Annotated in this window: 15 protein-coding genes; 11 read left to right on the forward strand and 4 right to left on the reverse strand. The window is 57.4% G+C overall.

What is annotated here, in order from left to right; translation table 11 throughout:
* Positions 1-237 precede the first annotated feature (237 nt).
* A complete protein-coding gene (locus tag AC0IM9_RS19380; protein WP_482805109.1) occupies positions 238-1,554 on the reverse strand; it encodes a PepSY-associated TM helix domain-containing protein in 1,317 nt (438 codons plus the stop codon).
* Between the two features lie 231 nt (positions 1,555-1,785).
* Between AC0IM9_RS19380 and AC0IM9_RS19385 the strand changes: the two genes are divergently transcribed.
* From AC0IM9_RS19385 to AC0IM9_RS19395, 3 genes are all read left to right on the forward strand, one after another.
* Positions 1,786-4,047: a DNA internalization-related competence protein ComEC/Rec2 gene (locus AC0IM9_RS19385; RefSeq protein WP_482805110.1), complete on the forward strand. Its 2,262-nt coding sequence runs from the start codon at positions 1,786-1,788 to the stop codon at positions 4,045-4,047.
* 90 nt (positions 4,048-4,137) lie between these two features.
* Entirely contained in the window at positions 4,138-4,512 is a 375-nt protein-coding gene (locus AC0IM9_RS19390) for a PilZ domain-containing protein (RefSeq protein WP_482805111.1), read from the forward strand.
* Positions 4,502-4,687, forward strand: a complete 186-nt coding sequence (locus AC0IM9_RS19395) for a YbdD/YjiX family protein (protein ID WP_482805112.1) — start codon at positions 4,502-4,504, stop codon at positions 4,685-4,687. The genes AC0IM9_RS19390 and AC0IM9_RS19395 overlap by 11 nt, the downstream gene beginning before the upstream one ends.
* A 6-nt stretch (positions 4,688-4,693) precedes the next feature.
* Here the strand turns inward: AC0IM9_RS19395 and AC0IM9_RS19400 are convergent, their stop codons facing one another.
* The 3 genes from AC0IM9_RS19400 to AC0IM9_RS19410 all read right to left on the reverse strand — a co-directional run bounded on the left by AC0IM9_RS19400 (position 4,694) and on the right by AC0IM9_RS19410 (position 7,352).
* A complete protein-coding gene (locus AC0IM9_RS19400) occupies positions 4,694-5,941 on the reverse strand; it encodes a hypothetical protein (RefSeq protein ID WP_482805113.1) in 1,248 nt (415 codons plus the stop codon).
* A gap of 69 nt (positions 5,942-6,010) precedes the next feature.
* The gene (locus AC0IM9_RS19405; protein WP_482805114.1) at positions 6,011-6,352 is read right to left on the reverse strand and encodes a hypothetical protein; all 342 of its coding nucleotides are present in this window, start codon (positions 6,350-6,352) and stop codon (positions 6,011-6,013) included.
* A 121-nt stretch (positions 6,353-6,473) separates the two neighbouring features.
* A complete protein-coding gene (locus AC0IM9_RS19410; protein ID WP_140912963.1) occupies positions 6,474-7,352 on the reverse strand; it encodes an HDOD domain-containing protein in 879 nt (292 codons plus the stop codon).
* Between the two features lie 76 nt (positions 7,353-7,428).
* Here AC0IM9_RS19410 and prmB point away from each other — a divergent pair, with 76 nt between their 5' ends.
* Genes prmB through kdsB form a run of 8 tightly spaced genes read left to right on the forward strand, consistent with a single transcriptional unit; the run spans position 7,429 to position 13,640 of the window.
* Positions 7,429-8,358 (forward strand): 50S ribosomal protein L3 N(5)-glutamine methyltransferase, encoded by a 930-nt coding sequence (prmB, locus tag AC0IM9_RS19415; RefSeq protein ID WP_482805115.1) that lies wholly within the window; start codon positions 7,429-7,431, stop codon positions 8,356-8,358.
* Positions 8,359-8,360: 2 nt separating this feature from the next.
* Positions 8,361-9,449 (forward strand): chorismate synthase, encoded by a 1,089-nt coding sequence (gene aroC / locus AC0IM9_RS19420; RefSeq protein WP_482805116.1) that lies wholly within the window; start codon positions 8,361-8,363, stop codon positions 9,447-9,449.
* Positions 9,450-10,607, forward strand: coding sequence for an MFS transporter (locus AC0IM9_RS19425; RefSeq protein WP_482805117.1), 1,158 nt, complete (start codon positions 9,450-9,452; stop codon positions 10,605-10,607).
* A 32-nt stretch (positions 10,608-10,639) separates the two neighbouring features.
* Positions 10,640-11,254 (forward strand): MotA/TolQ/ExbB proton channel family protein, encoded by a 615-nt coding sequence (locus AC0IM9_RS19430; RefSeq protein ID WP_140912967.1) that lies wholly within the window; start codon positions 10,640-10,642, stop codon positions 11,252-11,254.
* Positions 11,254-11,688 carry an ExbD/TolR family protein gene (locus AC0IM9_RS19435; protein ID WP_482805118.1) on the forward strand — a complete coding sequence of 145 codons (435 nt, stop codon included), beginning with the start codon at positions 11,254-11,256 and terminating at the stop codon, positions 11,686-11,688. The genes AC0IM9_RS19430 and AC0IM9_RS19435 overlap by 1 nt, the downstream gene beginning before the upstream one ends.
* Positions 11,685-12,689 (forward strand): tetraacyldisaccharide 4'-kinase, encoded by a 1,005-nt coding sequence (gene lpxK, locus AC0IM9_RS19440; protein ID WP_482805119.1) that lies wholly within the window; start codon positions 11,685-11,687, stop codon positions 12,687-12,689. Before AC0IM9_RS19435 ends, lpxK begins: the two co-directional genes overlap by 4 nt.
* A complete protein-coding gene (locus AC0IM9_RS19445; RefSeq protein ID WP_140912970.1) occupies positions 12,682-12,873 on the forward strand; it encodes a Trm112 family protein in 192 nt (63 codons plus the stop codon). The genes lpxK and AC0IM9_RS19445 overlap by 8 nt, the downstream gene beginning before the upstream one ends.
* Positions 12,870-13,640 (forward strand): 3-deoxy-manno-octulosonate cytidylyltransferase, encoded by a 771-nt coding sequence (gene kdsB / locus AC0IM9_RS19450; protein ID WP_482805120.1) that lies wholly within the window; start codon positions 12,870-12,872, stop codon positions 13,638-13,640. Before AC0IM9_RS19445 ends, kdsB begins: the two co-directional genes overlap by 4 nt.
* The last annotated feature ends 231 nt before the right edge of the window (positions 13,641-13,871 follow it).

Consider the following 13,871-nt stretch of genomic DNA (forward strand, 5'->3'; position numbering starts at 1 on the left):
AATAAGAATCACGGCGGCGATTGCAGCCATTCGTCTCTGGCAAAAGAATTGGTAATGGGCTTGCCGACCGGAAGTTTCGTCTGCGCTCATTGCGGCAAGCCATTGTCATCGATACTTAGGGCCGATAGAAGATAGGTTGTCGCCGACACGGACGGCAGGTTGGTATCCAAAGCCTGTCGTTCCCAAATTCAATACCGGCCCGTATGTGGTCAACGCCATATACATTGGGCTTTTCGGTTAATGCCGCAATCGATTCAATATTTCTCGAGCGGCGTTGCCACTCCAGGTTTGAATCCGTGGCCGGAGGGCGGCCCAAGCGGCGCCAATCCGTCTGGCGGAGCCAGCCGTTTTGCGCCGGATTCTGGCAGCCAGCGCGGACCAGTCGATTTGGCGGTCGGCTATCCAACCGTGCCGGTATAGCCAGTGCAATAAACCGGAAACGAACAACAGGGTAGGGGTGAGACCGGCGCAGAACCATATAAACCGGGCACCGGCACCGAACGCTTCGCCGGTGTGCAAAGGCCAAAGCCAGACCGTGAATGTCTGACCCAACGAGAACCGGTGCGGATTGCGGACGTCTCGGATTTGCCCGCTCCAGCGGTCTACCCAGACCGTGGTAAACGGGTGATGTTGGTTGATTTCGTCGCGCTGGCGCAGATTGACGCGATACACGCCCAGCTCGCCGGCCGGCGTGGTTACTCGCCTGACCTCGGAACTGGGAAACGGTCCGCGGGCGACCAAAATCGCTTCGCCCACCGATACTGGCCTATCGTTCGGAACCGCGGTACTGCGCACGTTGGGGCCGGCGTCGCCGTGGCCCATGCCTTCGGCCGAAGTCAGGCTTTCCAGTAACGGCGGATAGGCCAAATGGAGGCCGGTGAACGCCAGCAACAGCAAAAATCCGGCCGCTGCCAAGCCCAACCAGCGGTGGAGGTCGAATATCAGCCCGATCAGACTGTCATCGCGGCGGACGCGGAAAGCGCAGGCCAGATTTCGCCAGCCCGGCCACCACAAATACAGGCCGCTGACGGTAGACAGCATCAGCAAGCCGCCCAGAATGGCCATCCCGTTACGGCCGGCGGCGTCCAGTTGCAATTGGGCGTGCAGGTCCAGGAGCCAGGTGGCGAAGGTCTGGCCCCACAATCGGCTGTCCAACACCGCTCCAGTGTAGGGGTTGATCGAAACCATCAATGGTGCGTAAAACGCGTCGACGCTTTCCTTGGGTTTGTCGAACCAGGCGGTCAGCGGCCGGTCCGGCGCGAGCGGCATTTCCAGTGTCCAGGCGCCGTGGCGGTCGGGATGGGCGGTACGTAACGAAGCCAGGATTTTATCCAGCGGCAGCGGAGCGCCATCGCGCGGAATCTCGATCCGCAGTTGCGGATTGAACAGGCTGTCCAGTTCCTCGCGGTAAACGCTGAGGCTGCCGGTCAGGCCGATCAGCGCAAATACCAATCCCAAGCCCAGCGCCAATAACAAATGGCACTGGCGCCAAAATTTTCGGGCGTTGACAATAAAGCGCGGGCGGACGATCAGTGGGTAATACGGTTCAGGCATGGTTGGGTTTGCGTTATATTGCAGGTCGTACACGGCCAGGCGAATCGGGGCCGGCTCGGCGTTTTGGCTTCGTGACGCCGACACCACGAAAAAAATCGGCGCAGTTTAACGCGTTTCCTTGCCGCAGTTGGCCGAAAAATCGACTAGACTGGCCGGATTGTTTGGCAGCATAGATTCGATGGTAGAGTTAAAAAGCAAATCGGCACCGGCTGTTCCGGGAGAAAATCAACAATGACCGGCTACAGCTTGGCGTTTTTTGCCGGCATTGTCGCGGTTCAGCAATTCAGCCGCTTGCCGAATTCGGCGGAATGGCTCGGCTTGGCGGCGCTCGCGCTGCTGGCCTGCGTCAGGCGCCATTATGCCGTGTTAAGTTTGTCGCTTGGCCTGGCTTGGGCTTGCGCATTCGGCGCTTGGCGTTTGGCGCAACAATTGCCGGACCGTTACCAAAATACCGAAATAGAAGTCGAGGGCTACATCGCCAGTCTGCCTCAGGTTCAGGAACATCGAACCGGTTTCGATTTTGTGGTTACGAGCGCGCCGGATGCGGTTCCGGAGAAGATGCGCTTGTCCTGGTATACGCCGGAGTTCGACCTGAAGGCCGGGCAGAGTTGGCGGTTTCAGGTCAAGTTGCGAAAACCCCATGGCCGTTTCAATCCCAGCGGTTTCGATTACGAAGCCTGGCTGTTTGCCAATCACATTGGCGCCACGGGTTACGTCAAGAGCAAGCCGCCGCCGCAACGGATCGCCGACAGCGCCAGCCTGGGCCGCTATCTTGCAGTCTGCCGCAATCTGATCGCGGACAAAATCGACGCGGCATTGCCGGGAAGTTCGCAACTTGGCGTGATAAAGGCATTGACCATCGGCACCCAGAACGCAATCAGCCAACAGCAATGGCAAATCTTCCGCGTCACGGGTGTCGTACACTTAATCGTTATTTCCGGATCGCACATCGGCCTGATTGCCGGCTGGTTCTATCTGGCGACGCGGCGAATCTGGATTAACTTGGGTTTGCTCGGCATTTCGCCGCAATCGGCCGCCGCGCCGGTTGCTTGGCTGGCGGCGCTGTTCTATGCCGGTTTGGCCGGATTCTCGGCGCCGACGGAGCGGGCGGTAATCATGCTTGGCGTGGCGCTGGCGGCAATTGCCTGGCAACGCAATCCGGCACCGACACAGGTGCTGCTGTGGGCCTTGTTGGCTGTCGTGCTTGCCGATCCGTTGGCGGTTTTGTCAGTCGGCTTTTGGTTGTCGTTTGTGGCTGTGGCCTTATTGATGTATGTCTCGGTCGGACGGCTGGCACGTCCCGCCTATTGGCGGGATTTGGCCGTGGCGCAATGGGCCAGTTTGCTTGGCCTGGCGCCGCTATTGGTCTTGTTTTTCCAACAGGTGTCCTTGATCGCGCCGCTGGCGAACTGGTTGGCGGTGCCGCTGATCGGAATCGTGGTGGTACCGTTGGCATTGTTGGCTATCGCGCTGTTGTTCGTCTGGCCGGCCGCTGCGAGCATTTTATTGCAGGTGGCAGATTCGGTATTACAGGGCTTGTGGTGGCTATTGCAGCATCTGGCAGCACTGCCTTTGTCGCAATTGAGTTTAGCGTCGCCGCCCTGGTATGCGCTGCTGCTGGCGATGATCGGCATTCTGTTGGCGTTGGCGCCGCGCGGCTTTCCGGGGCGGCAGCTGAGCCCGTTGCTGCTGATTCCATTATTTTTTCCCCCTATCGACAAACCCAAGTCCGGTGAATTCGGCTTGACGCTGTTGGATGTCGGCCAGGGTCTGGCTACGGTGGTGCGGACCGCCGATCACGTGTTGCTGTTCGACACCGGGGCCAAATATTCCGAATTTTCCGATATGGGCGAATCGGTAGTGTTGCCCTTCCTGCGTCTGCGCGGTATTGCCAAGGTCGATGCGCTAATTGTCAGTCATGGTGATAACGACCATAGCGGCGGTGCCGAATCAGTGCTGGCCGAACTGCCGGTAGAGCGCCTGCTGAGCAGCGTTCCGGAGTGGGCCGAGCGCGAGCGTGCCGGCTATTGCCGGGCCGGGCAGGAATGGCTGTGGGACGATGTGCGTTTCCGGATGTTGGCGCCGCCGCACCCGGCATTCAATAAAGAAAACGATAATTCCTGCGTATTACAGGTCATCGCGGCCGGACAGAGTGCACTGCTGACCGGCGACATAGAGCAGACTGCCGAATCCTGGTTGACTGCGACTTACGGCGACGAGTTAGCCAGTCGGGTATTGGTTGCACCGCACCATGGCAGCAAGACCTCATCGACCCAGGCGTTTTTGGATGCGGTTAAACCCGAATGGGTGTTGATCCCGGCCGGTTACGCCAACCGTTTCGGCTTTCCCCATCGCCAAGTGCTGGAACGTTATCGGCAACTCCCGGCTACGGTGATGAATACCGCTGAGCTGGGCGCAATCGATATCGTGAGCAGCGGCCAGTCTCCGGTGGCGGAGCGGCCACGGCGACGACGCTATTGGCATTCGGACTAGCCGGAATGTTAGCCGGGAAGCCGAGATGAATTGTGCCGGCCGGAGGTTTGTGCCTATACTCTGGCAAACCGAACACAGGAGTACCGATTCGTGCAGAACGAAAACCGCAGCAGAATACGTTTTAATCCGGCCGGATTAGTCGCCCACATTATTATCGATCCGCCGCCGCCCGGCGGGGAAATCGTCATCGACGGTCAAGTGGTGGATATGAGTTATAGCGGAATCAAAATCCGTTTGCGGGAGCCGTTGGGTCAAGCTATCCAAGAGGCCGAGTTGCGTATTTCGATTGTATTGCCGGAGTCGGGAATACCGGTGTCGATTCACGGCACCATCAAGCATGTTCAGGAAGAACAAGAGTGCGGTTTGCAATACGACCCCGACAGGCACCAAGAACACGAATTGGACGATCTGATGTTCGAATGCGTCAAACTGGCGCCGCAGCTGGAAGCGGGTCATGAAATTTGATCCGCAAGCGTGGTTGCAGATCTGGCGCACTCTGAACGGCGATGCGGCCTATCAGCGCTATTTGCGCCATTGGCAGGCCGAGCATGCCGGCCAACAGGCCGAACCGCTCAGCCGCAAGGCGTTTTTCGCCGCCGAAACCCACCGCAAATGGAGCGGCGTCAAACGCTGCTGCTGACGCCCGTCAATCGATGGTCTGTATCCAATGGCAACGTTCGTTGACGACGGGCGCGGTTTTGTCGTTGGCGATACCTTTCGCGATCATCGCTACGACTCGCTCGTCGGTATCGTAGCCGATGTGGGCATCCATCGGGTTGGCAAGCTTGCCCAAACCGAATGCATCGTAAACCCGAGCTACGTTGATGTTGATGTTGGTAACATCAATGCACAGCCGCGAGTCCAGATACTTGTTGACGAAGTCGTGCGGGATCGCATAACTGAGTAGATCGTTGGGGTCGCTGAACGCAATCACCGACGTTTTCGCGAGTATCCGTTCGCCGTATTTGGCGCCATTGCTGTTGCAATAGGCCTCGGCTTGGTTGGCGACTTCCGGTAGGCTGCGCCCCAACTGCAACATCGGCAATTGGTTGGACATCATGTAGATCGGCACTTCCTTGTTTTTCAAGACATTGGTCAGCGCGGTGTAATAGCTGGCGGTATCGCCGTTGCTCAGTTTCGACGCCAGATGTTGCAGGCCGTCGATGGTGATCCGACTGCCCAAACTATGCGAGACGAAGGCGTAACTGTCGTTGTAAAACGGTGTGACATTTTTGGTGGAACAGCTTTGTTGGACATCGTCCGGCAGGCTGTTCCAGTCGCCTTGTATCATCCAGCAAAACGATTGGGCGAAGGCCGACAGGATGTCTTCGCGTTTCTCTCCGAGGTAGATGATCGGATCGGGACCGGTATCGTTGGAGAACTTCTTCAATAAGTCGTTGACCTCGGCGCGGCGGAAAGACTGTTCCCCGGAATTGTCGTAAGACAGCACTTCCTTGTCCTTGGCGCTGATCTCTGACCAAGTCAGCTCGTAGAACAGCATCTCTTGGGTCCGGTCGGCATTCAGATAGCGGTTGATGCGTAAATTGCCCAACGGCCGTGCCGGCTCCTTGGCATCGGTCAAGCGGATGTTTTTGATGTTCCGGGAGGTGACGGTCAGGTCCAATTCTTTTGCCAGCTTTTCCATGAACTGGGTGGAATAGCCCGGCAAATGGTTACCGACGCCGTGCACCATCAACAATTTCATTTTCCGGTTGGCGATTTCCAACTGCGGTTTGATGCCGCTGAATTTTTCGCCTTTGATCTCGCAGATGCGGGTATCTTCTTCTTCCTGTTTTTCCAGGATGGCTTCGGTGATGCCTTTGCCGATACTGGCGCAGCCGGACGATAACAGGGCCAGCGCCAGCAGCGGTAGCTTCAGGTTGAGTATTTTCATGTGTGTTGCGTTTACGGGCAGGGTTGCTTGGTTGTTGGCGGCTGCAGGCCACGGTTGCCGCAGGTTGCACTATTTATCGAGCTTTTTCTTGGCGGCGTCGGCTTGGGTGCCGACTTTCTCGACGGTTTCCCGATATTTGGCTTGAGCCTGGTTGGCGCTGTCGGCGATGGTGGCATTGTCGGTATTGGCTTCTTTGATCATGCACTCGAAATAGTCGCGCGATTTTTGTTGCCAGGTGTTGATTGCGGCAATGCTTTTATTGAACGCATCGACATCGCTGTCATCGACGACCGGTGTTTCCGGTGGCGTACCGCAAGCGGCCGGAACCCAAGTGCCGTTGCCCAAAGTACCGGCGGTGGTGATGCTGCTGGACACCAGCAGGGCGGTCGTCGCTAAAACGGTCAGTTTCATTCGCTGTCTCCATGACGGATTTAAACGGAAATTTATCGGCCGCAAGCGGCCGTGGGGTTTGCCGGCGGGATTATTCCGCAACCCGGCGCCAATGCCAATCGCCGGCATAAAAAACGGCGACTTAGCTGAGCATTTGCCGGATATGTTCGATCTCGTCCTTGGCCTGGTCGAGAATGTTGATGCTTAGATCGGCGTCCAGGTTCCCGGCCGCCAATTTTTTGTACGCAGGTAGTTCGTCCATCTTCGGCATCTGTTTGACGTCGACTTTGCCGATGAAGCTGTGCAATTGCGAAATCATCACGATGTCACTGTAGCTGGCGGATTCGCCACTGTCGCGCCGCCAGTTTTCGGCGTGAATGATCACGTCCTCGAAGTCGGCCGGGAAGTCCCATTTGCGCACGATCTGCACGCCGATCGGGCTGCGCAATTCGCGCACGGCTTCGGCTAGGTCGCCCGGATTATCCAGAATATCCGGCTGGCGGTCGGCGTAAGCCAGGATCGGCACCACGCCAATGTCGTGGATCAGGCCGGCCAGCATGGCCCGGTCCGGATCGAAGCCCGGCGTCTTATGCGCCAGTACCGCACTGATCGCCGCCACGTAACTGCTGTGAGCCCACAGCTCCTGCATTCTGCGCCGGATCACTGGCGAACGGGCATTGAACACGGCTTTCAAGGCAAACGCGGTGATAATGTCTTGCGCTGCCTTCAAACCGAGTCGGGTCAAGGCCTCCGGGCAGCTTTCGATGCGGCGTCGGCCGCGGTAGAGCGGACTGTTCGAGATCTTGACCAGGCGGGCGGTGATGCTGGGGTCGATTTGCACCACGCGGGCGATCTTGTTGCTGTTGGCGCTGGGTTCGTTGATGGCGCGGCGGATTTTTAGCGATACGTCCGGAATGGTGGGCAAGGCCAGCGAATCGGATTGCATGTATTTGAAGCAATCCTGGTACAAGCGGTTTTTGGCCAGCTTGGCGCTGAGCGGATGGGTTGCGGCCTCGGTCATGGACATTGCTTAATTCGGACAAGCGGCAAGGGTTTGGTTTAAAATCCGCCGCTGCATTTTTACACACGGATACGCTATGACTATAACAGGCCCGGATGTTATTACAACCCTGAGCAGCATTCGAGATTACATCCGCTGGGCCGCCAGCCGCTTTGCCGAACACAAGGTATTTCTCGGCCACGGCACCGCAACGCCGCTGGACGAAGCCGCGGCAATCGTGCTGCATACCTTGTACCAGCCCTACGATCTGGCCGATAGTTACTTGGATAGCGTATTGACGATGGCCGAGCGCCAGCAAGTGGTCGAACTCATAGAGCGGCGTATCGTCGAGCGCAAGCCTTCCGCTTACTTGACCCACGAAGCCCTGTTTGCCGGTTTGTCGTTTTACGTCGACGAGCGGGTGCTGGTGCCGCGCTCGCCGATCGCGGAATTGATCAACGAACGCTTCGAGCCTTGGGTCGACGAAACCCAAGTATTCAATATTCTGGATTTGTGTACCGGTAGCGCCTGCATCGCCATCGCCTGCGCTTATGCCTTCCCGGAAGCGCAAGTCGATGCGGTGGAACTGTCCGACGCGGCGTTGGCCGTGGCCCGCATCAATCTGGAACAGCACGAGTTGCAAGAGCAATTGCAGCTCTACCAGTCGGACTTATTCGATAAACTGCCGGCCAAACCTTACGACATCATCGTCAGCAATCCGCCCTACGTTTCCATTGCCGAGTGGGAAAGCCTGCCTCCGGAATTCCATGCCGAACCGGCGCTGGGTTTCAAAGGCGGCGAACACGGCCTGGATTTGGTACTGCGAATTTTGGTCGATGCCGAGCGCTATCTGGCGGAGCAGGGTATCCTGGTGGTCGAAGTCGGCAGCAGCGCCCAGACCTTGCAGGAGATGTTCCCGGAAGTACCGTTCCACTGGCTGGAATTCGAACATGGCGGCGACGGCGTGTTTCTGCTGACCGCCGAACAAGTTTCCACTTACCATTCACTCTTTACCAACGCGCTCTAACCATGTCCGGAAATACCATAGGCAAACTGTTCACCGTTACCACCTTCGGCGAAAGCCACGGCCCGGCGCTGGGGGCGATCGTCGACGGCTGCCCGCCGGGACTGGAATTGTGCGAAGCCGATTTGCAGATCGATCTGGATCGGCGCAAGCCGGGAACCTCGCGCCATACCACCCAACGCCGCGAAGCCGACGAGGTCAAGATTCTGTCCGGCGTGTTCGAAGGTAAAACCACCGGCACGCCGATCGGTTTGTTGATCGAAAACACCGACCAACGCTCCAAGGATTACGGCAAAATCGCCGAAAGCTTCCGTCCCGGCCACGCCGATTACACCTACCACCACAAATACGGTATCCGCGACTACCGCGGCGGCGGTCGTTCTTCGGCGCGGGAAACGGCAATGCGGGTCGCGGCCGGCGCGATTGCCAAGAAATATCTGTTCCAGCAACACGGCATTCAGGTGCGCGGTTATTTGTCGCAACTCGGGCCGATCAAGATCGAAAGTTTCGACTGGAACGAAGTCGGCAATAACCCGTTTTTTTCCCCAGACGCCGGCAAAGTTGCGGAAATGGAAAAATACATGGACGCGCTGCGTAAGGAAGGCGAATCGATCGGTGCCAAAATCGAAGTCGTCGCCAGCCAGGTGCCGCCGGGCTTGGGCGAGCCGATTTTCGACCGGCTGGATGCTGAATTGGCCTACGCCTTGATGAGCATCAACGCGGTCAAGGGCGTTGAGATCGGCGACGGTTTCGACTGCATTGCCATCAAAGGCACTCAGTTTCGCGATGAAATCACGCCGGAAGGGTTTTTGAGTAACCACGCCGGCGGCATTTTGGGCGGTATTTCCACCGGCCAGGATATAGTCGCCCGCATCGCGTTGAAGCCGACCTCCAGCCTGCGCCTGCCGGGCCGCAGCATCAACACCCAAGGTGAACCGATCGAAGTCATCACCGAAGGCCGCCACGACCCTTGCGTCGGCATCCGCGCCACCCCGATTGCGGAAGCTATGGTAGCCTTGGTCTTGATGGATCACTTGCTGCGCCACCGCGCCCAAAATTTGCACGTCGACTGCGGTTTGCCTGTCTTGCGTTAGATGCCAGTCCCGTATTGGCGGCTATCCGGCTTTTATTTCTTCTACTTCGCGACGCTCGGAGCGTTTCTTCCGTTCTGGAGCTTATATCTGAAGCAGGCCGGATTTGCCGCCGATGAGATCGGCGAACTGACCGCGCTGATGGTGGCGACCAAAATCATCGCCCCGAACTATTGGGGCTGGCTGGCCGACAAAACCGGCCGTAATCTGCGTTTGATTCGGCTGACGCTGCTGCTGGCGGCATCCAGTTTTGCCGGGTTTTTGTTCCGCAACGATTACTGGTGGTTTGCGTTGGTCACCGTCGGCTTCAGCTTTTTCTGGAATGCGACGCTGCCGCAGTTCGAAGCGGCAACTTTGTTTCATTTGCAGGCCGAGCCGCAACGTTACAGCCAGATCCGCTTGTGGGGGTCGATCGGTTTCATTGCGGCGGTGCTTGGCATCGGCCGTTTTCTCGATTATTTCAGTATCGCCAACTTGCCGTTGATCATCGGCGGTTTGATGTTGTTGAACTGGCTGGCGGCGCTACTGACCCCGGAAGCCCGGCCCCGTATCGACCGCGGTCAAGCCGGGCCGGGTATCTGGCAGGTATTATTGCGCTGGGAGTTGCTGGCGTTTCTGCTGGTTTATCTGTTGTTGCAAGTGGCTCACGGTCCTTATTACGTGTTCTATTCGGTATATTTACAGCAACACGGTTACAGCGCCAGCGAAACCGGCCTGCTATGGGCCACCGGAGTTGGCGCCGAAATTCTGTTGTTTCTGGCGATGCGGCGTCTGTTGAGTTGGTGCAAGCCGCGCAGCTTGCTGCTCTGGGCGATTGCTCTCAGCGTGGTGCGGTGGCTGTTGATTGCCGACGGCGTTGGATCGCTAGCTTTGACCATCGCCGCGCAGTTGTTGCACGCCGCCACGTTCGGTGTCGCGCACGTCGTGGCAATGCAATTGCTCTACCAATATTTTGGCGAACGCCATCAGAGCAAAGGCCAAGCCTTGTACAGTAGCGCCAGTTTCGGCGTCGGCGGCATGCTCGGCAGTTTGTACAGCGGTTATTTCTGGGACGTGTTGGGCGGGCGCGAAGTTTACGTGATTGCGGCGCTGGTTTGCGGCGTGGCTTGGCTGATCGCTTTCCTGGGCCTGGCGCGGGAATCGCGGCCCGGATTGGGTTAAAATTGTGACGATTTACTAACAAGGGTTATCAAGTGTTCGAGGTTATCAAAAACGGCGGCTGGATGATGGCGCCGATCATTTTGTGTTCGATTGTGGCGATGGCGATCATCGGCGAGCGATTCTGGTCGCTGCAACGCAAACGTATTCTTCCGGCCGAGCTGGTGCCGTACATTTGGCAATTGCATCGCGAGAACAAGCTCGACGAAGCCACCATCCGCCGCATCAAACTCAGTTCGCCGCTAGGGCGAATACTGGCCGCCGGCTTGCTTAACCGCAAACACGGCCGCGAGATCATGAAATCCAGTATTGAGGAAGTCGGTCGCCAAGTCGCTCACGAACTGGAACGCTATTTGAACGCCCTGGGCAGCATCGCCTCGATCACGCCACTAATGGGTTTGTTGGGCACTGTGGACGGTATCATTCGGGTGTTTTCCGATATCGCGGTCGGCGGCATGGGCGACCCGGCGGTGTTGAGCGGCGGTATCTCGGAAGCCTTGATCTGTACCGCGTCCGGTTTGACTGTGGCGATACCCAGCCTGTTTTTTCACCGTTATTTCGAGCGGCTGGTCGACGACCACGTGGTGCGGATGGAAGAGGAATCGTTGCGTCTGGTCGACATCATGCAAGGCGCCAGAGAGGACGTGTAATGGAATTTCGCCGCCGTCGCCGCGCGCCAGTGGAAATCGGTTTGATTCCGATGATAGACGTGTTGCTGGTTCTGCTGCTTTTCTTCATGGTGGCGACGACATTCCGCCACCATTCGGAGCTAAAGATCAATTTGCCGGAAGCGCAGGGTAGCGATGCGGCCGAGCCGGGCAAAACCATCAATTTGTATGTCGACGCCAAGGGCGTTTATTCCTTGTCCGGCGAAGACAACCAATTTCACGAACTGGTCAATCAAAACCTGGACGGCCTGAGAGCGGCGCTGGCTAAGTTCGCCGGCGAAACCCGGCACTTGCCGTTCATCATCAGCGCCGACGGCAAGGCGCCGCACCAAGCCGTGGTTAGTGCCTTGGATGTGGCGAACCAACTCGGTTTCCATCACATTACCTTTGCCGTCAATCAGCCGGAACAGCCATGAACAAAAAACTCCTGAAGTGGTTCGAAGATGCCTGGTATGGCGAGATGTATATCTCGGCCTGGTTCATGCCGCTGTCGATGCTGTATGTCGATGCGGTGCGCTTGCGCCGTTTCGCTTATCGGGTTGGTATCAAGAAAAAAACCAAACTGCCGGTGCCGGTGATCGTGGTCGGCAACATCACGGTCGGCGGGACCGGCAAGACGCCGTTGGTGGTTTGGATGGTCGAATTTTTGCGCCGGCAAGGCTATAAACCCGGCGTGGTCAGTCGCGGTTACGCCGGCGCCAAAACCGACTCCGGCCCGCAACTGGTCGCCGCGGACAGCGACCCGGCCAGCGTCGGCGACGAACCGGTGTTGTTGGCCCGCCGTTGCGGCTGCCCGGTGGCGATCGGCCGGGACCGGCCGGCAGCCGCCAAACATCTGCTAGCTAACCATCACTGCGATGTGATTATTTCCGACGACGGCTTGCAACATTACGCGCTGGAACGCGATATCGAGATTATCGTGATCGACGGCCAGCGCCGGTTCGGCAACGGCTATTGCCTGCCGGTCGGCCCGTTGCGCGAACCGCCCGAACGCGTGCGGGAAGTCGATCTGGTGGTGGTCAACAGCCCATTGGAATTGCTGGAAGGCGAGATAGCGATGCAATGCGTCGGTCTGCAATTGGTCAACTTAAAAACCGGCGAAAGCCGGCCTTTAACCGAGTTTAAAGGCCTAGCGGTCCATGCCGTGGCCGCGATCGGCAATCCCAAGCGTTTTTTTAACCAATTGGCCGAGGCCGGCCTGGTCTGCGAAACCCATGCCTTCCCGGATCATCACCCATTTAGCGCTGCCGACTTGCAGTTCAAAGACCAGCGGCCGGTGGTCATGACCGAGAAAGACGCCGTCAAATGCGCCGCCTTTGCCGCCGATAATTTCTGGTATTTACCCATCGATGCCGAATTGCCCGAGGCATTTTCTCAACAGCTCTTAAAACTATTGAAAACCAAAACCCATGGATAAAAAATTGCTCGATATTCTGGCTTGCCCGCTGTGCAAAAGCTCGCTGATTTACGATAAAGACCAGCAAGAGTTGATCTGCAAGGCCGACAAGCTGGCGTTTCCGATCCGCGACGGTATTCCGGTGATGCTGGAAGACGAAGCCCGCGAACTGAGTTTCGAAGAAGCCGAAGCCCTGAAAAAATGAGCGCCGGCTTCAAGGTCGTGATTCCGGCCCGCTACGGCTCCACCCGCTTGCCGGGCAAGCCGTTGCTGGACATCGCCGGCAAGCCGATGATCGTCCATGTTTGCGAACGGGCGCTGGCAGCCGACGCCGAGCAAGTGGTCGTCGCCACCGACGATCAGCGCATTTTCGCTGCGGTCGGCAATCTGGGCCTGCAGGCGGTAATGACCGATCCCAATCACCAATCCGGCACCGAACGTATTGCCGAAGTGGCGCGCATCATGGGCTGGGATGACGATCAAATCGTGGTTAACCTGCAAGGCGACGAGCCGCTGATTCCGCCGGCCTACATCCGCGACGCGGCCTTGGCGTTGGCCGGACAAGACCAGGCCGGCATTGCTACCTTGGCGGCCAAGATTTTGGACGCCGACGAAATATTCAATCCCAACGCCGTGAAAGTGGTGTTGGATAAGAACGGCTATGCGCTGTATTTTAGCCGGGCACCGATTCCTTGGAACCGGGCCACGTTTCCCGACCAGCACGATATTGAGTCCGCGGCGTTACCGCATTTACGACATATCGGCATGTATGCCTATACCGTGGGTTTTTTGAACCGTTATTGCAGTTGGTCCGCCTCGCCGCTGGAGAGCGTCGAATCGTTGGAGCAATTGCGGATTCTGTGGCATGGCGAAAAGGTGTTGGTAAAGATCGTCGACAAGACGCCGGAGGCAGGGGTGGATACGGAGGAGGATTTGGTGAGGGTTTCCAGGTATTTGCAATCAACTATTTAGAGTTGATACGAAACACATTTATGTTCACCTGGCGGCTATTGGCTTTGCTGTTTATTGTTTCTGATATTGCTTACGCATCAGAGTCTTATTTTAGGAGTTGCGACTGTAATGGTCAACAAAAACCGGACACCACATCAGGCAGCGTTTCTATAAAATTCCTGCTCGAATTCAAGCGGGGATTGATAGCCCAATGTTGAGTGCGATCGGCGGCCGTTATAAAAAGCCAAATAA

The organism is Methylomonas sp. Uni0011 (assembly GCF_056850255.1).

What these genes read in the sequence shown, in the direction of transcription:
- AC0IM9_RS19380 (WP_482805109.1), bottom strand. Translation starts at nt 1,554, where the DNA reads ATGCCTGAACCGTATTACCCACTGATCGTCCGCCCGCGCTTTATTGTC.
- AC0IM9_RS19385 (WP_482805110.1), top strand. Translation starts at nt 1,786, where the DNA reads ATGACCGGCTACAGCTTGGCGTTTTTTGCCGGCATTGTCGCGGTTCAG.
- AC0IM9_RS19395 (WP_482805112.1), top strand. Translation starts at nt 4,502, where the DNA reads ATGAAATTTGATCCGCAAGCGTGGTTGCAGATCTGGCGCACTCTGAAC.
- AC0IM9_RS19400 (WP_482805113.1), bottom strand. Translation starts at nt 5,941, where the DNA reads ATGAAAATACTCAACCTGAAGCTACCGCTGCTGGCGCTGGCCCTGTTA.
- AC0IM9_RS19405 (WP_482805114.1), bottom strand. Translation starts at nt 6,352, where the DNA reads ATGAAACTGACCGTTTTAGCGACGACCGCCCTGCTGGTGTCCAGCAGC.
- AC0IM9_RS19410 (WP_140912963.1), bottom strand. Translation starts at nt 7,352, where the DNA reads ATGACCGAGGCCGCAACCCATCCGCTCAGCGCCAAGCTGGCCAAAAAC.
- prmB (WP_482805115.1), top strand. Translation starts at nt 7,429, where the DNA reads ATGACTATAACAGGCCCGGATGTTATTACAACCCTGAGCAGCATTCGA.
- aroC (WP_482805116.1), top strand. Translation starts at nt 8,361, where the DNA reads ATGTCCGGAAATACCATAGGCAAACTGTTCACCGTTACCACCTTCGGC.
- AC0IM9_RS19425 (WP_482805117.1), top strand. Translation starts at nt 9,450, where the DNA reads ATGCCAGTCCCGTATTGGCGGCTATCCGGCTTTTATTTCTTCTACTTC.
- AC0IM9_RS19435 (WP_482805118.1), top strand. Translation starts at nt 11,254, where the DNA reads ATGGAATTTCGCCGCCGTCGCCGCGCGCCAGTGGAAATCGGTTTGATT.
- lpxK (WP_482805119.1), top strand. Translation starts at nt 11,685, where the DNA reads ATGAACAAAAAACTCCTGAAGTGGTTCGAAGATGCCTGGTATGGCGAG.
- AC0IM9_RS19445 (WP_140912970.1), top strand. Translation starts at nt 12,682, where the DNA reads ATGGATAAAAAATTGCTCGATATTCTGGCTTGCCCGCTGTGCAAAAGC.
- kdsB (WP_482805120.1), top strand. Translation starts at nt 12,870, where the DNA reads ATGAGCGCCGGCTTCAAGGTCGTGATTCCGGCCCGCTACGGCTCCACC.